The following is a 19,803-nucleotide window of genomic DNA, read 5'->3' as shown; positions in this document are numbered from 1 at the left end:
ATAAAAACAGAACTGCCTGTTAGTTTATCGGGTTATGGTTTCGGTTTGAAAAGGGGAAATTCTGAAATCCCAACAGCGGCTTTTCTCTGGCGTCAAAAGAATGAAATCCCTATACTTAGCGCCTACTAAACCCTCTCCATCCCGTCCTGCGTCAAAACGCTTAATCCGCGTACAGCGCAGGCTCCAGTATCAGGTCGTTAAAAAGTATGACTGACAAGTCTCATCAGTGCGTGATTGTGGGCATTGCCGGTGCCTCCGCATCCGGAAAAAGTTTAATCGCCAGCACGCTCTATCGTGAAATCCGTGATCAGGTCGGTGACGAGCATATCGGTGTCATCCCCGAAGATGCCTATTATAAGGACCAGACCCACCTCACCATGGAAGAGAGGGTAAAAACCAACTACGACCATCCCAGCGCAATGGATCACGACCTGCTGCTGCAGCATCTGCAGGCGCTGAAAGCGGGCCAGGATATCGATTTACCGGTTTACAGCTACGTCGAGCACACCCGCACGCGCGACAGTATCCACCTGAAGCCGAAGAAAGTAATTATCCTTGAAGGCATTCTGCTCTTAACCGACGCGCGCCTGCGTCAGGAGCTGAACTTCTCGATTTTCGTTGATACCCCGCTGGATATCTGCCTGATGCGCCGCATGAAGCGCGACGTTAACGAACGCGGCCGCTCTATGGATTCGGTGATGAGTCAGTATCAGAAAACCGTGCGTCCGATGTTCCTGCAGTTTATCGAACCCTCAAAGCAGTACGCCGACATTATCGTGCCGCGCGGCGGGAAAAACCGCATCGCCATTGATATCCTCAAGGCTAAAATAAACCAGTTTTTTGAATAGGCGCGTCGGGTCTGACGCGCGGCGAACCGCCTGGCAGGCGAGTTTCAGGCAGTTCGCTACACTTATATCATGGAGACAGGTTAATGAGATTATGTGACCGCGATATTGAAGCCTGGCTGGATGATGGCCGCTTAGCCATCGATCCGCGTCCGCCGGTAGAGCGCATTAACGGCGCAACCGTCGATGTCCGCCTGGGCAACCAGTTCCGGACTTTCCGGGGCCACACGGCGGCGTTTATTGATTTAAGCGGTCCAAAAGATGAAGTGAGCGCTGCGCTGGATCGCGTCATGAGCGATGAAATTGTGCTGCCGGAAGGCGAAGCCTTTTTCCTCCATCCTGGTGAACTGGCGCTGGCGGTGACCTTCGAATCGGTCACTATTCCGGACGATCTGGTGGGCTGGCTGGATGGACGCTCTTCACTGGCGCGTCTGGGGCTGATGGTGCACGTCACCGCGCACCGCATCGATCCGGGCTGGCAGGGTCGCATCGTACTGGAGTTTTATAATTCCGGTAAGCTGCCGCTGGCGCTGCGCCCGGGCATGCTGATTGGCGCGCTGAGCTTTGAGCCGCTTTCCGGCCCGGCGGCGCGTCCTTATAACCGTCGCGAAGACGCTAAATATCGCGGACAGCAGGGTGCTGTCGCCAGTCGTATCGACAAAGATTAAACCGCGAATATGGGGATGTAATGAAGAGAGTGATAACCACGCTGGCCATTTTACTGGTGGTCATCGTTGCAGGCATGACCGCGCTGGTGCTGTTGGTCAATCCAAACGATTTTCGATCCTATATGGTGAAGCAGGTCGAGCAACGCAGTGGTTATCGGCTGGAAGTGAGCGACGATTTGCGCTGGCACGTCTGGCCTAAGCTCAGCATTCTGGCCGGGCGCATGAGCCTGACCGCGCCCGGCGCTTCGCAGCCGCTGGTTACGGCGGAAAATATGCGGCTCGACGTTAACCTCTGGCCGCTGCTGTCGCACCAGCTTAGCGTCAGCCAGGTCATGCTGAGCAACGCCGTAGTGCGCGCCACGCCGGAGAGCGAGCCGCAGCAGCCGCAAAACGCCCCGATCGCTCCCGGACGCAGCGATGCCGCCGCGCCAGCCAGCGGCTGGTCGTTCGACATCAGCCAGCTCCGCGTTGCCAACAGTCTGCTGATCTGGCGCCAGCCGGGCGGCGAAGAATATAATTTCCGCAACCTCAATCTCAACCTGAATCAGGACGAGCGCCATCTGGCGAACATTGAGCTCAGCACCAGCCTGACGCGCAATCAGCGCAACGCCACGCTGTCGCTGAAAGGCCAGCTCGACGCCGCGCAATATCCGCAGCGCCTGAGCGGTAAAATCGACGAGCTTACCTATGCGTTAAGCGGCGCCAATATACCGCCACAGGGCATTAAGGGCACGCTGAGCGCGCAGGGTAGCTGGCGTGCCGATACGCAGCAGTTCACCTTAAGCCAGATGCAGCTCAGCGCCAATGACAGCGCGTTAACGGGCGAGGCGACCGGTTCCCTGACGCCGCCGCAGCAGCTGGCGCTTCAGCTGCACGCAACGCAGCTTAACTTCGACAACCTGATGGCCAACGCGCCGCAGATCCGCAACAGCGGGGAGCAGCACGCGACGGTGGCGCGCGCGCCGGTCATTGCGACGCCGCGTGTGCAAAACAATGTTGATTCGCCGCTTAACGACATGAATCTGGCGGTGAATTTAAAAGCGGACAGTGCCGTGTGGCGCGGCCTGTCGCTGCGCGACTTTGCCCTTGACGTGACCAGTCAACAGGGGCTGATAACGCTGCGCGTGCTAAACGGCAAGCTGGGCGACGGCGATTTCTCTGCGCCGGGCACGGTCGATATTCGTCAGCCTGAAACTCGCGTCGCGCTGCAGCCGGTGCTGAATCATGTCGCTATTCAGCCGCTGCTCGCCGCTTTCGATATGCCGCAGACGATGCAGGGCGCGGTTTCGCTTAACGGCGATCTGAGCGGCGAAGGCCTGACGCTGGAGGCGGCTAAGCGCCACTGGCGCGGCGAGGCGCAGCTGAACGCCAGCGACGTCAGACTGGCGCAGATCAACCTGCAGCAGATGGTGCGCCGCGCCGTTGAGCGCGCCAGCGATCGGGTCAGCAGTGACGAGAGCAGCGAACAGGGCATCCGCCAGCTTGGTGGCACGCTGGCGCTGAACAATGGCGAGCTGCGCTTTACCGATCTGAAAGGGGAGGGCGATCGCCTGAAACTACAGGGCGGTGGCGAGGTGAATATACCGACACAGCAGCTGGATGTGACTTTCGGCCTGACGCTTACCGGCTGGAAAGGCGACGACCGGCTGGTTACGCTGCTGTCGCAGCAGGCGATTCCGCTGCGCATGTACGGTAGCTGGAATAACGTTCAGTATTCGCTGCCGGTCGATGAAGTGTTGCGCCAGCAGCTACAGAGCGAGGCGAAGTCGCGTCTGAACGAGTGGCTGGATCGCCAGCCGAAAAACAGCGACAAAGAGAGCCTGCGCAAGCTGCTGCGTCCTTAATTCACACCTCATAATCGAGATCCTGCGGCTGTTGCAGGATCTCGACTTTCTGTACGCGATGGTTTTCCACCTGCAACGTGCGCAGCAGATAGCTGCCGACCTGCAGGGGTTCGCCTTCTTCAGGAATATGCTGCAACGTGTCCATCAGCAGGCCCGCCAGCGTATGGTAGCTCCGCCGCTCATCCAGCGGCAGCCTGACGTAGAGCGCCAGGTCTTCCAGCGGAATATTGCCGTTAACGATCCAGCGCCCTTCGCCCTGCGGTTGCACATCATAGCGGGCGTCGATCTCTTCGCCTTCAAGCGGTAAATTGCCGGCGATGGTTTCCATCAGATCGCTGAGCGTGACCACCCCTTCCACCGAGCCGAACTCATCCACGACAAAAGCAAAATGGGTGCGCGCCTGACGAAACTGCTCCAGCGCCTGCAGCAACGTTAAACGCTCCGGAAAGATCAGCGGCTGACGGATCAGCGCGCGTAAATCCAGCGACTGGTGATGCAGCGACTGGTGCAGCAGATCGATAGCGTGCACCACGCCCAGCAATTCATTGCCCTGATCGGTGATCAGCAGACGGGTATGCTGGTTGCGGTCGAGGCGCGCCATAATCTCCGCCGGATCGTCATCCAGGTTAATATGCTCAATATCGTGACGCGACGTCATAATGGTGTTGACGTGACGCTGGGCGAAGTTGAGTACGCGGGCGATCATCACGCGTTCCTGACGGTTGAACAGCGCGTGTTGATCGCTGTCGGCAATCAGTAACGCGCTCTGCGGATCCAGTTCGGCGTGGTCCGCTTCGCCGCGCAGCAGCCGGAGCACGGTTTCCGCGGTACGCTGGCGCAGCGGGCGCCCGGCCGACAGCGCGCGGCGGCGGTTACGCTGCGCCAGCTGGTTGAACGCCTCAATCACAATTGAGAAACCGATCGCCGCATAGAGATAGCCTTTAGGAATGACAAAACCGAGTCCCTCCGCCACCAGACTAAAGCCGATCATCAGCAGAAAGCTCAGGCAGAGGATGACGATGGTGGGATGGCGGTTGACGAAGCGCGTCAGCGGCTTGCTGGCCAGCAGCATCAGCAGAATGGCGATGGTAACCGCCGTCATCATAACCGGCAGCTGGTTCACCATGCCCACGGCGGTAATGACCGCGTCCAGCGAAAAAATAGCGTCCAGCACCACGATTTGCGCCACGACTGGCCAGAATTTAGCGCCGCGATTATGTTGATTCTCCGCGTGATCCTGCCCCTCCAGCCGCGTATTAAGCTCGGTTGTCGCCTTAAATAACAGGAACAGACCGCCGAGCAGCAGCAGCAAATCGCGCGCGCTGAAGGGGTGGCTGTACAGGGTAAACAGCGGCTGCGTCAGCGTGACCAGCCAGGAGAGCGACGCCAGCAGCAGCAGACGACACAGCAACGCCAGCAGTAAACCGATAACGCGCGCCCGATCGCGATCTTTACCTGGCAGCTTTTCCACCAGAATAGCGATAAACACCAGGTTATCGATCCCCAACACCAGTTCAAGAACGATAAGCGTAATTAACCCCGCCCACAGCGAGGGATCCGCAAACACCTCCAACATGCCTTAGCCGCCTGAATATATCGAAGTCAGTAAAATCTGAGGATAGTGGAGTGAAGGGCAGGGCACAACTTGTCGCCGCGCCTGACGTTCTGCGCAACGCGGGATAATAATGGAAAGATGCTGCGCGTTTTCTTTCACCATTATGACAGCATGATGTAAAGGAGAAGATTGCGATGCGGTGAATAACTGATGAATCGATTTGAAATGCATCGCAGCAGCGAGGCAATTTATTAGCAGGGTGAATATGGAATTAATCTGATTTTTGCGCAGGGTATTGCACTTTCAAATTTGCCGAATGGCGGGCCTCAATACTAATGACTGGTAGTCTTTTTCCTAAAATAGTCAGGGGACGGCGGGGCCTACTTGTAAAGAAGCCAGTAATAACTAGTATAGCAACGTGCTGTTAAAAGTCTGCGCTTATGTTGATATTCGCCCACAGATTTGGCACCCAATGTTGTGAATTGTGATCTGTCCCGTGGGTATGCATCAGGCAGCCGGTCCGGGAATGACAGGCCGGAAACAGGATATCAAAAGCGGTATTGGCAGCGACAGCCAAGGGCGGTAGCGTGCCTGAAGCGCCTTTTACGTTTAGAAAATAATCAGTGCGTCACGGCAGGTTAAGTCAGAGTAATCTGTTGGTATTTATAAAAATTTTCTTGTTTGCTTGATAAGGAAATTGGCGTGAACGCACCCTGGAACTCCCCTCAGTTACGCATATGTCGACGAGAAACTGATTCGCTCAATTATTACACAGCTCAGGGCGTCATGGGTTAAAGGAAATAAAATAAAGAGTTAAATATGCGCGATACTGAAATTACGTTTAAAAGTCTTTTCACTAAATTGTTGTTGGCCGGTTCGGATTTAATTTGTTTTAACGCCGCTTTATTCATAGCGCTGGCGTTAATTAATATGATGTCTGATTCGCCACTGGCAGATATTTCTGAAAAAGATCTGCATTTGAAAATTGCTACGCATATTTTCCTGTCGGTAATTTGCGTCGGATGGTTCTGGGTCAGGCTGCGTCACTTTACCTACCGCAAGCCATTCTGGTTCGAGCTGAAAGAAGTTTTTCGTACCATTCTTATTTTTTCCATTATCGACCTGTCGATTACCGCGCTGTCGCAGTGGCAAATGTCGCGTTTCGTCTGGTTCCTGACCTGGCTGCTGGCGCTGGTGTTAATTCCGCTGTCACGCGCTGTGGTTAAACACATGCTGAATCATTATGGCCTGTGGAAAAAGCAGACCATTATTATCGGCAGCAGTAAAAACGCGCAGGAAGCCTGGCAGGCGTTACAGAGCGAAGAGGTGATGGGCTTCGACGTTATCGCCTTCTACGATGTAGACGGCTCCTGCCCGCAGGCGAGCATCACCGGCGTGCCGGTGCTGCGCGAAGAGGCCGAACTGTGGAACCTGACCCACAGCGAAACGCAGTTTATCGTGGCGGTAGAGTATGAACAGAGTCAGTACCGCGACGTGTGGCTAAAAAACCTGGCGATGCATAACTGCCGCTCGGTCTCCGTTATCCCGACGCTGCGCGGCGTGCCGCTTTACGGCACCGACATGGCCTACATCTTCAGCCATGAAGTGATGATCCTGCGCGTCAACAACAACCTGGCGAAACGCACCTCGCGCTTCCTGAAGCGGGCATTCGATATCGTCGGCGCGCTGTCGATCATTATCATGCTGCTGCCTGCGCTGCTGGTGCTTGGCTTCCTGGTTGGACGCGACGGCGGACCGCCGATTTACGGTCACGAACGCGTCGGCATGAACGGCCGCAAGTTCAAATGCCTGAAGTTCCGCTCAATGGTGATTAACTCCAAAGAGGTGCTGGAAGAGGTGCTTCGCACCGATCCGGTAGCGCGCGCCGAGTGGGACAAAGATTTCAAACTGAAAAACGATCCACGCATCACCAAAGTCGGTCACTTCATCCGTAAAACCAGTCTGGATGAGCTGCCGCAGCTGTGGAACGTCGTGCGCGGCGACATGAGTCTCGTCGGTCCGCGCCCGGTAATTGAAGATGAACTTTGCCGTTATGCCGGGGATGTCGACTACTACCTGATGGCGAAGCCAGGCATGACGGGATTGTGGCAGGTCAGCGGTCGTAACGACGTTGATTACGAAACGCGTGTCTATTTCGATTCGTGGTACGTAAAAAACTGGTCGCTGTGGAACGATATCGCCATTTTGTTCAAAACGGTCGGTGTCGTACTGAAGCGCGATGGGGCGTATTGATAGCAGGCGAGTGCGGGGAGCGAAGTACGGGCGCTCCCTGATTTCTGGCGCCGCCGCTGGCAACGTCATTGGTGATAGCTGCCATTATCGTGGCTGAAGGAAGCCGTTAATTGATGCAGAAGGTAATAATACGCATTTGCTTATTCCATCCTGTTAAACGGCAGCAACAAAAAGAGTTAGGGAGCAAGTGATAATGACAGACATTTTCAGTGCTTAGGCTGGCGAGTTTATTTTTTTTCAGCGCTTACACAGCGGCGTTTTCGCCTCTATCAATCAATAACTGATAGCGAAGATCTAGATGATTACAATCAAAACGAAATTGATACCCATGCTGGTATCCGCCACATTTCTCTCAGGGTGTACGGTTGTTCCTGGCCAGCACCTTTCCACTAGCGGAAAAGATGTCGTTGAGCAGCAGGACAGCAACTATGACATCGACAAATATGTCAACGTTTTCCCGTTAACGCCGCGCCTGGTCGAACAGATGCGTCCTAAGCCGCTGGTGGCGCAGGCCAACCCAGGGCTGCAGAACGAAATCCAGAACTATGAATACCGCATCGGCATCGGCGACGTGATTAACGTGACCGTATGGGATCACCCCGAGCTGACGACGCCTGCCGGTCAGTACCGCAGCGCCAGCGATACCGGCAACTGGGTGCACTCCGACGGCACCATCTTCTATCCCTATATCGGCAAGGTTCGCGTAGTCGGCCGTACGGTTACCGAAGTGCGCAGCGAGATCGCGCGCCGCCTCGCGCAGTATATCGAGAGCCCACAGGTCGATGTCAGCATCGCCTCCTTTAAGTCGCAGAAAACTTACGTGACCGGCGCCGTGACCACCTCCGGTCAGCAGCCGATCACCAACGTGCCGCTGACGGTGCTGGACGCCATCAACGCCGCGGGCGGTCTGGCGGCGGACGCTGACTGGCGCAACGTGGTGCTGACGCACAACGGTACTGAGCAGCGCGTCTCTCTGCAGGCGCTGATGCAGAACGGCGACCTGAGCCAGAACCATCTGCTCTATCCTGGCGATATCCTCTATGTGCCGCGCAACGACGACCTCAAAGTCTTCGTGATGGGCGAGGTACGCCAGCAGTCGACGCTGAAGATGGACCGCAGCGGCATGACGCTGGCGGAAGCGCTGGGCAACGCGCAGGGCATGGATCAGACGGCCGCAGACGCTACCGGCGTCTTCGTTATCCGTCCGATTCGCGGTACCAACCGCACCAAGATCGCCAACATCTATCAGCTGAACACCAAAGATGCGGCGGCCATGGTAATGGGTACCGAATTCCAACTTGAGCCTTACGACATCGTATATGTCACCTCCACGCCGCTGACGCGCTGGAACCGCGTGATTTCGCAGCTGCTGCCGACCATTGCCGGCATCAACGATGCGAGCGAAGCGGCGCTGCGTTTCCGCAACTGGTCGAACTAGGTTTAGCCATGATTACGTCCGTGTTAGTGGTCTGCGTCGGCAACATCTGCCGCTCCCCAACCGGGGAGCGCTTACTGAAGCGCGCGTTGCCGGAAAAACGAGTCGCTTCGGCGGGTCTGGGCGCCCTGAAGGGCTATCCGGCGGATCAAACCGCCAGCGAGGTGGCTGCACGTCATGGCCTCTCGCTGGAGGGGCATCATGCGCAGCAGTTAACCGCCAGTATGTGCCGCGATTTCGATCTGATTCTGGTGATGGAGAAACGCCACATCGAACAGGTCAGTCGCATCGATCCAGCCGCGCGCGGAAAAACCATGCTGCTTGGGCACTGGCTCAACCAACAGGAAATCGCGGATCCGTACAGAAAGAGTCGTGAGGCCTTTGAAGAGGTTTACGGGTTACTGGAAAACGCTACCCAGAAATGGGTCAACGTACTAAGCCGATAGTTGGGATTATCCATGAATATTAAAAATAAGGTTATGACCGCGCCAAGAGAGGAGTCGACGGGATTCGATCTTGGCCACCTTTTGGGCCAGTTGATCGATCATCGCTGGATCATTGTCGCCGTAACCGCCTTCTTTATGCTGGTGGGAACGCTCTACACACTGTTTGCCACACCGATTTACAGCGCCGACGCGATGGTACAGGTGGAGCAGAAAAACGCCAGCACCGTGCTCTCCGATCTGCAAAGTATCATGCCGGCGACGCCGGAGTCCGATACGGAGATTCAGATCCTGGAATCGCGTATGGTGATCGGCAAGACCGTGAGCGATCTCGGTCTGGACACCGTCGTCGAGCAGAAATATTTCCCGATTATCGGGAAAGGGCTGTCGCGCCTGATGGGCAACAAACCGGCGCAGATCGCTATCTCGCGTCTGGAAATCCCGCGCACCGTCGACAAGCGCAGCGTCGAGCTGGAAGTGAACAGCCCGACCACCTATACCGTGAGCAAAGATGGCGACGAGCTGTTTAAAGGTCAGGTAGGACGCCTTGAGCAACACGGCGAAATCACCATGCTGGTCAGCGACATTCAGGCGGACAAAGGCACCAGCTTTACCGTCACCAAACTGAACGAGCTGCAGGCGATCAACTCGGTGCTGGCGAACCTCACCGTGGCTGACAAAGGCAAAGACACCGGCGTGCTGGGTCTGGAATACCTGGGTGAAGATCCTGACCACATCAGCAAGGTGCTGAACCAGATCGTCAACAACTATCTGCTGCAAAACGTTGAGCGCAAATCTGAGCAGGCTGAGAAGAGCCTCGAATTTCTGCGCAATCAGCTGCCGCAGGTGCGCGCCAAGCTGGACGACGCTGAGAACAAGCTGAACGCGTTCCGCCGTCAGAACGAATCGGTGGATATGTCGCTGGAAGCGAAATCGGCGCTCGACTCCTCCGTTAGCGTGCAGAGCCAGCTGAACGAGCTGACCTTCCGTGAAGCGGAAGTATCGCAGCTGTTCACCAAAGATCACCCGACCTACCGCGCGCTGCTGGAAAAACGCAAAACGCTGGAAGGCGAGCAGGCGCAGCTGAACAAGAAAATCTCCCAGATGCCGCAAACGCAGCAAGAGATCCTGCGTCTGACGCGCGACGTGCAGTCGGGTCAGGAGATCTACATGCAGCTGCTGAACCGTCAGCAGGAGCTGGGCATCAGTAAAGCCAGCACCGTCGGCGACGTGCGCATCATCGATAACGCGGAAACGGCCAACTCACCGGTCGCGCCGAAGAAAGCGTTGATTATCGTTGCCAGCCTGATGCTGGGCCTGATCGTCTCCGTGGGTCTGGTACTGCTGAAAGCGCTGCTGCATCACGGCATCGAGAACCCGGAACAGCTGGAAGAGCTGGGCATGAACGTCTATGCCAGCGTGCCGCTGTCCGAGTGGCAGCGTAAAAAGGATACCGAAGCGCTGGCGCGTCGCGGTCATAAAGTGAAAACCGATCCGCACGAAACGCTGCTGGCATTGGGCAACCCGACTGACCTCTCTATCGAAGCGATCCGTAGCCTGCGTACCAGCCTGCACTTCGCGATGATGGAAGCGAAGAACAATATCCTGATGATCACCGGCGCGAGCCCCGGCATTGGTAAAACCTTTATCTGTGCCAACCTGGCGACGCTGGTAGCGAAAGCGGGTCAGCGCGTGCTGTTCATCGATGGCGATATGCGTCGTGGCTATACCCACGAGCTGATCGGCGCGGAGAACAAGTCTGGTCTCTCTAACCTGCTGTCGGGTAAAACCGAGTTCAGCCCGGCGCTGATTCAGCGTGGCCCTTATGGCTTTGACTTCCTGCCGCGCGGCCAGGTGCCGCCGAACCCGTCGGAGCTGCTGATGCACCGCCGCATGGGTGAGCTGCTGGACTGGGCGAGCAAGAACTACGACCTGGTGCTGATCGATACGCCGCCGATTCTGGCCGTAACCGATGCTTCGATTATCGGCAAACTGGCTGGCACCTCGCTGATGGTGGCGCGCTTCGAAACCAACACCACGAAAGAGATCGACGTCAGCTTCAAGCGCTTCGCGCAGAACGGCATCGAGATTAAAGGCGTGATCCTCAACGCCGTGGTGCGTAAGGCCGCCAACTCGTACGGTTATGGCTACGACTATTACGACTACGAATATGGCAAGCCGACCAAAAGCTAAACTTTGACGATTAACGGGGCGGTGAAACCGCCCCTTTTTATCGTCGCTTAAAGACGACACGCAACGATGTACACAGGTGATTCTGTGTTTCGCGCCAGACGCCACGCATAACACGCATAACCGGGCGGGCGCCCATAACAGAATGGTTCAGCAACAGGCAGACGCTTTCGGGCGCAGCTTCGCGCCAGTGGCGCAAAAGCCTGTCGGGCTGGCAACGTGTGGAATTAAGGAATCACACCATGGCTCCATATTGGTATATATCAGGGTTTCTACTGCTGATTTCGATCGTGGAAATCCTGCTGAAAAAAGACGAACGCACTACGCACGTCCTGACTTATCTGCTCTGCATCGCCGCAGCGACGCTGGTGGTGTTCGGCGGTATCCGCGGTCTTGGCACCGGCATGGATGATTATCAGTACCGCAGCTTTTTCGCCGATTTTATCAACCGTATTCAGGTCAACGGCTTTGCCAATACGGTGGCGTTTTTCCGCTATGAACCGCTGATTTTCGTTCTGGCGTATCTGACGACGCTGTTTTCGCACAACGCCGATATTTTCCTGTTTATCTTCTGCCTGCTGGCGGTGACGATAAACGCGGTCTTCTTTAAGAAGATGTCGCCCTATCCGGTGCTGGCGCTGGCGCTCTACTCGGCGCATATCTTTATCAACAAAGATATGAACCAGATCCGCTTCGGTCTGAGCTCGGCGCTGTTTCTCGGCGTCATCTGGTATATCTACCAGAAGCGCTATCTGCTGGCACTGGCCTTTACGCTGCTGTCGTTTTTCAGCCATAACACGGCGGTAATGGTCGTCACTATCGTGCCGTTCCTGTTTATCCGCGACTCGCGCTGGTGGCCGGTGGCGATTATCCTGCTGAGCATCCCCGCCTCTAAGGTCGGCGGCACCAGCTTTATCGCGCTGATTTCATCCCATCTGGGTTCGATGGGGGAGAGGGCTGAAGGCTACAGCAATGAAACCTCCAATACGGGCGAGGGCAGTATCTTCTCGGTGTCGAACCTGAAGAACATTATGCTGGTGTTTATCTTCGTCTACTTCCTGCTGAGCAACGAGATTAAAAAGTATAACTACCAGCAGTATCGCCTTAACTATCTGCTGGTGCTGACCTTTGCCATCGGCGGCGGGGTCCGTATCTTCTTCTATAACTATTCGTCGGGTGCGCGCCTCTCCAACTACCTGTTGCAGGTCGAACCGATTATTTTAGCCTCGCTGGTGTATCAGGTGCGACCGATGCTCAAGCCGGCGATGTTCGCGATGTTCGCTTTCTTCCTTGTCTACTACCTCTACTACAACACGATTTCCCTTAAGCAAGCCGTTGTCGGCTATGAAGTGGCTAAGGAATTCAGGCTGTTCCATTAACCAGAGAGGTAACATGACTAAATCAATTATTGCCGCTGTGATCCTGTCCGCCTCCTGCCTCGCGCAGGCCGCCGACGATCGAGGCGCATTCATTATCGACGCCTACGGCGACTCCACCACCGCAGGCGTGATGTCTTCGGGCGGTAAAAATATCATCACGCCGGGCAACGAGATGGCTAATCTGCAAAAAATGCTGCAAAGCAAATATGGCAGCGCCATCGAAGTGAAAAACCACGGCGTGCCTGGCGCCCAGGCGGCGGAGCTGCTCTATAACAAGGGCAAAGACGATCCCAGCGGCTGGAGCGAGCGTATGGCTCACTCCGATGCGAAGCTGATCCTGCTCAACTACGCCATCAACGATGCGCGTCACTTCTACTTTAAAGACAAAAACACGCATCTGGAAAGCCCGGAAGAGTACGGCCGCATCATGACGACGCTGGTCAGGGAGGCGAAAGCGCACAACAAGCTGGTGGTGCTGCAGGAGCCGAACCCGATTTGCGGCAAAGTCGAGCGCTGGAACGTCTGGCCCTACGTTTATCAGCTCAATGAGGTGGCGAAAGCGGAAGGCGTGCCCATTGTGAAGCAGTGGACGGCGATTAAAGCGCGGCGCGACTGGCAGAGCGGCATGTCGGCGGATTGCATTCATCCTTCCGAATCGCTCTATCAGCAAAAAGCGCAGCAGACCTTTGATGTGATCAGTGCCAACTTCGGTAAGGAACTGTCGCAGTCCGGCAGCTAAACCCAACCCGTATCTGTGGCTTCAGGAGTTGTCATGTATGTATTAATCATGGTGGTGTCGTTCTGTCTGGCGCTGCTTATTCTGCGCGCGACCTCGTACCATAAAGGCATTTATAACGGCAGCGGCATTAAAAGCATCTCCGGGCTGCGCGCGCTGCTGGCCAGCATCGTCGCCTTTTCCCATCTGGTGCACTATCTCTATTCTCTCGACGGCACCTGGGTCTTCGATAAGGACTACTTTGCCTGGTTCTCCGAAGGCAACTTTTTCGTCAACTCTGGCAAGTTCGGCGTGCTGCTGTTCTTTATGATTTCGGCGTTCCTGTTCTATCGCTGGCTGGATAACGACGGCATGCCGGCGAGCCAGCTTACCTGGAAGCTTCTGAAATCGCGCGTGCGCCGTATTGTGCCGATGTTCTGGTTCTCCGGGCTGGTGATCATTCTGGTGGGCCTGATGCAGGGCGGGTTGCATATTAATGCCCGCAGCATTACTGACGCCGTGCTCTGGCTGCTGTTCGTCGGCAGTTATCATATGGGCGATTTTCTGACGGCTGACGTTAACGCCGGCGTGGAGTGGACGCTGCGTCTGGAGTGGCTGCTCTATCTGTCGATTCCGCTGATTTTCGTGGTGAATCGCGCGACAAAGGGCAAATACAAAACCCTGCTGATACTTGGCTCAATCGGCCTTATTTTCTGTGTCGCCGTGGGGCTGCGTCTGTGGGGCAAAACCTACACCGACCCGCGTCCGGTGCTGGGCTTCGCCATGGGCTACTTCGCTTACACCTGGCGCGATCGGCTGGCGCGCTTTAAAAACTCGCGCAGCGCAGGCGTGCTCTGCATCCTGCTGGCGGTTTTCGCGCTCGCCTTCACCAGCAACGCGTTCTGGTATCTGGTGTTCCTCTGCTGCCTGACGGCGATCTTCTTTGTGGTGAGCAGCGGCAACAACCTGCTGGGCATGCTGGAGAACAAAACCCTGATGTCGATCGGCGAGGTGAGCTACAGCCTCTACCTGATCCACGGCGTGGTGCTCTACTTCATTAAAGATATTCCGCTCAGCATGGTGCCGCACAATATCGTGGTTTACACCCTGATCTCCACGCTGTTCTTCGTCGTCTCATTCTACGTGGCGAAGATAACCTATCTCTTTGTCGAAAAGCCCTTTATCGGCAGCAACAACAAGAAGAAGGTGGCGGCCGAAGTGTCGCCAACAAAGCAGAATCGCTCCGGTAACCCTTACTGATTGACGGGACTGCGTCCGCCGCCGCCGCGCGGTACGCGGTCCGTTTTTTATAGATTTCAGCCCTGTTTTTAAGAGGTACTGGCATGAAGGACATTCGTTTCTCCATTGTAATACCCGCGTATAACGCGTCGCAGTCGATTGTCGCGACGCTGGATTGCGTCAAGGCGCAGAGCTACCGCAATTTCGAAGTGATTATCGTTGACGACAAATCCGCCGATGCGGCGGCGCTGGCGGAGGTAGTCAACAGCGAGCGCTATCAGGATTTGGGCATCAATCTGGTGCTCTCTGAGGTGAAACTGAACGGCGCAGGCGCGCGCAACAAGGGGATCGAGCTGGCGACGGGCGACTATATCAGCTTTCTCGACGCCGACGATGAATGGCACGCCGACAAGCTGCTGGAGACCAGCCGCAAAATCGAGGAGCTGGAAGCGCAGGGCAAAAGCAAATTCGTTATCTACAGCCAGGTTAACATCTATCAGGACGGCACTTTCCTGAAGGTCATGCCGATGCAGACGCCGGGTAAAAACGAAACCGTGGCGGAGTATCTGTTCGGCTGTTACGGCTTTATCCAGACCAGCACCATCGTGCTGAAGCGCGAAGACGCCGCGCGCATCCAGTTCGATACGCGCTATATCCGCCATCAGGATTATGACTTCTGCATTCGTGCCGATCGTCTCGGTTATGAATTTGTTATGATTGCGCGTCCGCTCGCCACCTACCATCTGGTCACGAAATTTGGATCCAAGCATAAAGGCGAATCGGTGAAATATTCGCTTTTCTGGCTGGATGCCATGAAACCGCACCTGACCTCGCGCGATATCGATACCTACAAGGCTTTCAAGCTGCCGCTGCGTTACAAAATGGACGGCAAGTCGCTGATGGCGAGCCTGACCTTCGCGCGCTACTTCTTTCTCACCAATAAAGACAACCGGGCCTATTTCCTTAACCGCGTGAAAGACAAGTTAAGGGCGCGGCTGGGCGGTGAAAAAGCGGTTTCCTGACGCCTTCTTGCTCCCCGACGCGGGAGCGTTTTCCCGGAACGATACTTTTTTATTCAGGTATGAATATGACGAATCATGTTGGCACCGTAGGCATTGTGATGCCGATGTATAACGCACGTCAGACGGTTTTACGCGCCGTGCAGTCGGTGATGAACCAGACCTGGCCGGACTGGCATCTTTACTTGATCAACGACAAATCTACCGATGATTCGCTGGCGCTGGTGCGCGAGCACTGTAACGATCCGCGCATTACCATTCTCGACAACGAGGTGAACCTCGGCGCGGCGGAGACCCGCAACGTCGGGCTGCGCGCGGCGAAAGAGGAGATTATCGCCTTCCTCGACAGCGACGATGAATGGCACGTCGACAAACTGGCGCAGCAGGCCGCCGCTATCGCTGCGGGCGATGATTTCGTGATCACCGAATATCACTATAAAACTAAAAACGCCGATCACGACATCACCTACAGCAAACCCTTTCTGCAACAGGAGAGCTTTGTGAAGAAGCAGTATCGCGTCTGCTTCTCCTCCGTCTGCTTCCGCCGTCCGCCGCAGGGTATTTTCTTCCAGCGCAAAGGGCACGAAGACTTCTTGTTTCTTTATGAACTCTTCACCCGTTACAAACAGGCGCGCGTGATCCAGAGCATTCTCGTCAACTATTACGAACTGGGCGATTCCCTGTCGCGCAACAAGAACAAAGCGGCTAAGTGGCACCTGGAATTATTAAGAATTATCTATAAAAACAATCCTTTAAAAATCTATTACTATTACGGCTGGTATATGGTGAACGGCGTGCTGTTTACCCTCAAGCATCGATAACCGGATTGTCTTTTTACTCTTTTGAGGTGGGTAGCGTTAAATGAAAAAAATCGTCCTGGTGATCAAAGATGCCTATTCGTACGCCGGCACTGAGAACATCTGTAACTTTATGTCCGAGTGTCTGGGCGAAACGCATGACGTCACCATCTACTCGCTGGAAGGCAGCGGTAAAACCTTCTATCCCTTTGAGCATGTCAAAAATATCGTCAGCTTCGAGGGACACAGCAACCCGATCAAAAGCATTGTGAAGCGTATTCACAGCGAAGAGGTCGACAGCGTATTTCTCATCAGCATGGGGCGTCTGAGCGTGATGTTCGCTTTCTGGAGCCTGCTCTCCGGCAAGAAGAAACGCTTTAAAGCCTATGCCTGCGAACATATTGCCATTAACTCCTTCAGCAAGCCGATCAAACTCCTCAAGTACCTGCTGCTGCGCTACTACGATCAGGTCATCGTCCTGACCGATAAAGACCATCAGGTCTTTTCCCGCTGGCGCATTCCAAGCAAGCAAATCCCTAACCCGGTGGTCTTTAAATCTTTTGAACGCAAGACGCGCAGCCGTCAGGCGCTGGCGGTCGGCCGCCTCGATCACCAGAAAGGGTTCGATCTGCTGCTGGATATCTGGCGCGACTTCGCGCAAACCCATCCGGACTGGACGCTGGTCATCGCCGGCGACGGCGAGCTGCGCCAGCAGCTGGAAGATCAGGCGGCGGCGCTCGGCATCAGCGGCAGCGTTAACTTCGTCGGCCGCGTCAGCAATATCAACGACTACTACCGCGACAGCGATATGGCGCTGATGACCTCGCGCTACGAAGGGCTGCCGCTGGTATTGCTGGAAGCTAAATCCTGGTCGCTGCCGGTAGTGGCCTATGACTGCCCGACCGGTCCGCAGGAGATTATCAACCAGGGCGAAGATGGTTTCCTGGTGCCGATGAACGACAAAGCGACCTTCCTGGCGCGTATGGATCAGCTCGCCAGCGACGACGCGCTTTTCTACGCCATGAGTCAAAAAACAAAAATTACCGCGCTGAAATTTGACGGTAAGCAGATCAAGCAGAGCTGGCTGGCGCTGGTTTAACGGCGGCAAGGGAAGGGCCTGATTGCAACGTGCCTCAGGGAACACTGTTATGGCCCATTGCGCGGCCCCATCGACTACGGGATTAGATGCATGAAAAGAAGAGAAGTCTTGCAGACCGCAGCCTCCTCCATTGTTGCCGCACTCTCCGTCAGTGCGTTTTCCAGCCATGCTGCGAAAAACAGCGGCGTCGCCCTGAAAACGGTAGACCCGTCGGCAGTGCCGAAGGGCGACGTGCCGATTCTGACGCCGGAGAACCTTTATGCCATGCCGCCGCAGTTCTGGCAGAGCTTCGAAGGACAGCTCTGGATCGGCAAAGCGGGCAGCGACGCCAGTCAGGCCGGTAATCAGATCCCGGTCTTTCTGCGCGACGACAGCGGCAAGCTGGCGCAAATCACCCAGCCCATCGCACTCAATAAAGGCAGTTTCGCGCGTTTCGTTCAGGGTAACGCCGCGCTGATCGCCGATCCGACGCACTCAATGACGGTGAAGGATAAAGACGGTAATACGCTGTTTAACATTCCCGACGTCAGCCGACCGGGCCAGGCCGCGTTCAGCCAGCGCCTGGCGCAGCCGGACGGCTATCAGCTGATTGGCGAAATTGCCTCGGTTGAGGAGCTGCGCAAAACCCGCCCGCTGTTTGAAGGGGCGAAGATCAAGCTGAAAAGCTGGCATGAAGGACTGGAAGTAGGCGGCGGCGAGTTTATCGGCAGTTTCCAGACGGGCCGCGACGACGGCGGCGTCAACTTTGCCGGTGAAGGCTTTTCCTGGCGACGCGTCGTGGACGACTTTAACCGGCTTTCGCTGTTTGACTTCGGCGCCATCGCCGATGGCAAAACCGACGCCGCGCCCGCCATCAAGGCGATGTATCAGTGGTCCGAACAGGCGCAGCAGCCCATCTGCGTGCAGTTTCCTGCGGGCACCTTCTTTGTCTCCGCCTGCGATTTAGGCAGCGAAGGCCGCCGCTTCTTCCGCCTCTCCGGCGCAATGGTCAATTTCGGCTACTTCCCAGCCACGACCATTGTCTCCGACGGCCAGTCAGACTTTATTTTTGACGTTAATGCGCGCTGGGTAGAACTCTCCAACCTGATCTTTAACGGCAACAGCGACAAGCATCCCAACAAGCAGGGCTTGTTCCGCAACACCTGCGAAGGCGGACAGTTCTTCCGCGGCGCCTGCCTGCGTTTTAACGCGGTCGGCGGCACCGCGCTCAGCCTGCTCGATACGCTGGACTGTAAAATCGACCAGTGGTACGCCTCGCGCTGCACCGGCGACGTCATTAAAGCGGGCTGGTCAGGCCGGAAAGCGGGCGCCTGGGATCACAGCACCGCTATCGAGCTCTCTAACTTTAACGCGCAGAACTGCCGCGGCGGCATGGTGCTGAACCTGCCGCGCTGCAGCCAGTCGCTCATTCACAACGGCTGGATCGAGCACTGCGACCATCCGGGCGACATCTCTAACGGACAGTGGATCATCGATGCGCTGAGTCTGGAAGACTGCAAAAACCCGCTGATCGCGCACAACTCGCGCCTCAATATGCGCCAGACTAATCTGCAGTCCGGCAGCTGGATCGATAACTCCGAGCAGGGCGAGCGCTGGCTTAACGTCTGGGAGATGGGATCGACGCGCGTTGAATCTTACGGCGTCGCCATCGACGGCAGCCTGAAGTACAACTACATCACTTCGCGCTGGCGGCTGGAGAACAACAGCGATCAGCAGACGTGGTTTGAGCTGGGCACGCTCTATTCGCCGTCGGTTGGCGACGCCTGGGAGATCGAAATCTTCGGCCAGTCGGAGTTCAGCAACGGCAGCACCAGCCAGCCGCTGATGAACCCGATCGCCGATCGCTCGACCGGCGGTCGCGCGGTGATCCATGTCCAGCGCAAGAAGAGCAAGGCGGAAGCGAGCTGGTCTGCTGAAGGCAGCAGCCCGGTGGTCGAGGTGCGCTACGTCGCCGCCAACGACAACGACGTGCGCCTCTTCGTTAAGCTGGCAGGCTGGACGCCGTCGGCGGTGGTGCTGATGAAAACCACCAGCAAGGACCGTTTCGCCACCGGCCGCTGCGCGCGCGTCAGCGCCATCATGGAAAAAGGCGCGCCGCCGTCCGGCAACGTGGCGGCGCCGCAGCGCTTCAGCCTGCATAACGGCAAGGCGGGCATCGGCGGCAACGAGCAGGGCGACCTGCTGCTGGCGTCGCGCGCGCTTAACGCCGGGCAGGTCGATACCAGCAAGCCGAAAGGGTTTATCTCTATGGTGATTAACGGCGAACAGTGCGCCGTGCCCTATTTCGCCTTGAAAGGCTAGTTCGATATACCGCGCCCAGGG

Annotated in this window: 15 protein-coding genes; 14 read left to right on the top strand and 1 reads right to left on the bottom strand. The window is 56.2% G+C overall.

Going from position 1 to position 19,803, the window contains the following annotated elements:
• Positions 1–206: 206 nt before the first annotated feature.
• The 3 genes from udk to asmA all read left to right on the top strand — a co-directional run bounded on the left by udk (position 207) and on the right by asmA (position 3,357).
• Positions 207–848 (top strand): uridine kinase, encoded by a 642-nt coding sequence (gene udk / locus EKL29_RS13625; protein ID WP_120453278.1) that lies wholly within the window; start codon positions 207–209, stop codon positions 846–848.
• An 83-nt stretch (positions 849–931) separates the two neighbouring features.
• Positions 932–1,513 (top strand): dCTP deaminase, encoded by a 582-nt coding sequence (gene dcd / locus EKL29_RS13620; RefSeq protein ID WP_033750209.1) that lies wholly within the window; start codon positions 932–934, stop codon positions 1,511–1,513.
• Between the two features lie 20 nt (positions 1,514–1,533).
• The gene (asmA, locus tag EKL29_RS13615; protein ID WP_126689965.1) at positions 1,534–3,357 is read left to right on the top strand and encodes an outer membrane assembly protein AsmA; all 1,824 of its coding nucleotides are present in this window, start codon (positions 1,534–1,536) and stop codon (positions 3,355–3,357) included.
• Position 3,358: 1 nt separating this feature from the next.
• On the opposite strand, the gene EKL29_RS13610 is transcribed toward asmA, so the two are convergent.
• Positions 3,359–4,933, bottom strand: coding sequence for a TerC family protein (locus EKL29_RS13610; protein WP_126689964.1), 1,575 nt, complete (start codon positions 4,931–4,933; stop codon positions 3,359–3,361).
• A gap of 798 nt (positions 4,934–5,731) precedes the next feature.
• Here EKL29_RS13610 and wbaP point away from each other — a divergent pair.
• From wbaP to EKL29_RS13555, 11 genes are all read left to right on the top strand, one after another.
• Positions 5,732–7,165 (top strand): undecaprenyl-phosphate galactose phosphotransferase WbaP, encoded by a 1,434-nt coding sequence (wbaP, locus tag EKL29_RS13605; RefSeq protein ID WP_120453284.1) that lies wholly within the window; start codon positions 5,732–5,734, stop codon positions 7,163–7,165.
• A 298-nt stretch (positions 7,166–7,463) separates the two neighbouring features.
• The gene (locus EKL29_RS13600) at positions 7,464–8,603 is read left to right on the top strand and encodes a polysaccharide export protein (RefSeq protein ID WP_120453286.1); all 1,140 of its coding nucleotides are present in this window, start codon (positions 7,464–7,466) and stop codon (positions 8,601–8,603) included.
• Positions 8,604–8,611: 8 nt separating this feature from the next.
• Positions 8,612–9,046, top strand: coding sequence for a protein tyrosine phosphatase (locus tag EKL29_RS13595; protein ID WP_126689963.1), 435 nt, complete (start codon positions 8,612–8,614; stop codon positions 9,044–9,046).
• A gap of 12 nt (positions 9,047–9,058) precedes the next feature.
• On the top strand, positions 9,059–11,236 hold the full coding sequence (gene wzc / locus EKL29_RS13590; protein ID WP_120453290.1) for a tyrosine-protein kinase Wzc: 2,178 nt from the start codon (positions 9,059–9,061) through the stop codon (positions 11,234–11,236).
• A gap of 239 nt (positions 11,237–11,475) precedes the next feature.
• Positions 11,476–12,612, top strand: a complete 1,137-nt coding sequence (locus EKL29_RS13585; RefSeq protein WP_120453292.1) for an EpsG family protein — start codon at positions 11,476–11,478, stop codon at positions 12,610–12,612.
• A gap of 13 nt (positions 12,613–12,625) precedes the next feature.
• Positions 12,626–13,351, top strand: a complete 726-nt coding sequence (locus EKL29_RS13580) for an SGNH/GDSL hydrolase family protein (protein ID WP_120453294.1) — start codon at positions 12,626–12,628, stop codon at positions 13,349–13,351.
• 33 nt (positions 13,352–13,384) lie between these two features.
• Entirely contained in the window at positions 13,385–14,587 is a 1,203-nt protein-coding gene (locus EKL29_RS13575; protein ID WP_126689962.1) for an acyltransferase, read from the top strand.
• 83 nt (positions 14,588–14,670) lie between these two features.
• On the top strand, positions 14,671–15,588 hold the full coding sequence (locus EKL29_RS13570; RefSeq protein WP_120453298.1) for a glycosyltransferase family 2 protein: 918 nt from the start codon (positions 14,671–14,673) through the stop codon (positions 15,586–15,588).
• A gap of 65 nt (positions 15,589–15,653) precedes the next feature.
• The gene (locus EKL29_RS13565) at positions 15,654–16,406 is read left to right on the top strand and encodes a glycosyltransferase family 2 protein (protein WP_120454182.1); all 753 of its coding nucleotides are present in this window, start codon (positions 15,654–15,656) and stop codon (positions 16,404–16,406) included.
• 40 nt (positions 16,407–16,446) lie between these two features.
• Positions 16,447–17,481: a glycosyltransferase gene (locus EKL29_RS13560; RefSeq protein ID WP_120453300.1), complete on the top strand. Its 1,035-nt coding sequence runs from the start codon at positions 16,447–16,449 to the stop codon at positions 17,479–17,481.
• A 90-nt stretch (positions 17,482–17,571) separates the two neighbouring features.
• On the top strand, positions 17,572–19,782 hold the full coding sequence (locus EKL29_RS13555; RefSeq protein ID WP_126689961.1) for a phage tailspike protein: 2,211 nt from the start codon (positions 17,572–17,574) through the stop codon (positions 19,780–19,782).
• Positions 19,783–19,803 lie beyond the last annotated feature (21 nt).

The organism is Pantoea sp. YU22, assembly GCF_003970755.1.
Lineage (GTDB): Bacteria > Pseudomonadota > Gammaproteobacteria > Enterobacterales > Enterobacteriaceae > Pantoea > Pantoea piersonii.
Note: the sequence above shows the minus strand (reverse complement) of the source record. Positions and strands in the feature narration are given on the sequence as shown.

Excerpts from the sequence above, each read along its gene's own strand:
- EKL29_RS13570 (WP_120453298.1), top strand. The coding sequence starts at position 14,671 with ATGAAGGACATTCGTTTCTCCATTGTAATACCCGCGTATAACGCGTCG.
- EKL29_RS13595 (WP_126689963.1), top strand. The coding sequence starts at position 8,612 with ATGATTACGTCCGTGTTAGTGGTCTGCGTCGGCAACATCTGCCGCTCC.
- wzc (WP_120453290.1), top strand. The coding sequence starts at position 9,059 with ATGAATATTAAAAATAAGGTTATGACCGCGCCAAGAGAGGAGTCGACG.
- EKL29_RS13560 (WP_120453300.1), top strand. The coding sequence starts at position 16,447 with ATGAAAAAAATCGTCCTGGTGATCAAAGATGCCTATTCGTACGCCGGC.
- EKL29_RS13580 (WP_120453294.1), top strand. The coding sequence starts at position 12,626 with ATGACTAAATCAATTATTGCCGCTGTGATCCTGTCCGCCTCCTGCCTC.
- EKL29_RS13575 (WP_126689962.1), top strand. The coding sequence starts at position 13,385 with ATGTATGTATTAATCATGGTGGTGTCGTTCTGTCTGGCGCTGCTTATT.
- dcd (WP_033750209.1), top strand. The coding sequence starts at position 932 with ATGAGATTATGTGACCGCGATATTGAAGCCTGGCTGGATGATGGCCGC.
- asmA (WP_126689965.1), top strand. The coding sequence starts at position 1,534 with ATGAAGAGAGTGATAACCACGCTGGCCATTTTACTGGTGGTCATCGTT.
- EKL29_RS13555 (WP_126689961.1), top strand. The coding sequence starts at position 17,572 with ATGAAAAGAAGAGAAGTCTTGCAGACCGCAGCCTCCTCCATTGTTGCC.
- EKL29_RS13610 (WP_126689964.1), bottom strand. The coding sequence starts at position 4,933 with ATGTTGGAGGTGTTTGCGGATCCCTCGCTGTGGGCGGGGTTAATTACG.
- udk (WP_120453278.1), top strand. The coding sequence starts at position 207 with ATGACTGACAAGTCTCATCAGTGCGTGATTGTGGGCATTGCCGGTGCC.
- wbaP (WP_120453284.1), top strand. The coding sequence starts at position 5,732 with ATGCGCGATACTGAAATTACGTTTAAAAGTCTTTTCACTAAATTGTTG.
- EKL29_RS13585 (WP_120453292.1), top strand. The coding sequence starts at position 11,476 with ATGGCTCCATATTGGTATATATCAGGGTTTCTACTGCTGATTTCGATC.
- EKL29_RS13600 (WP_120453286.1), top strand. The coding sequence starts at position 7,464 with ATGATTACAATCAAAACGAAATTGATACCCATGCTGGTATCCGCCACA.
- EKL29_RS13565 (WP_120454182.1), top strand. The coding sequence starts at position 15,654 with ATGACGAATCATGTTGGCACCGTAGGCATTGTGATGCCGATGTATAAC.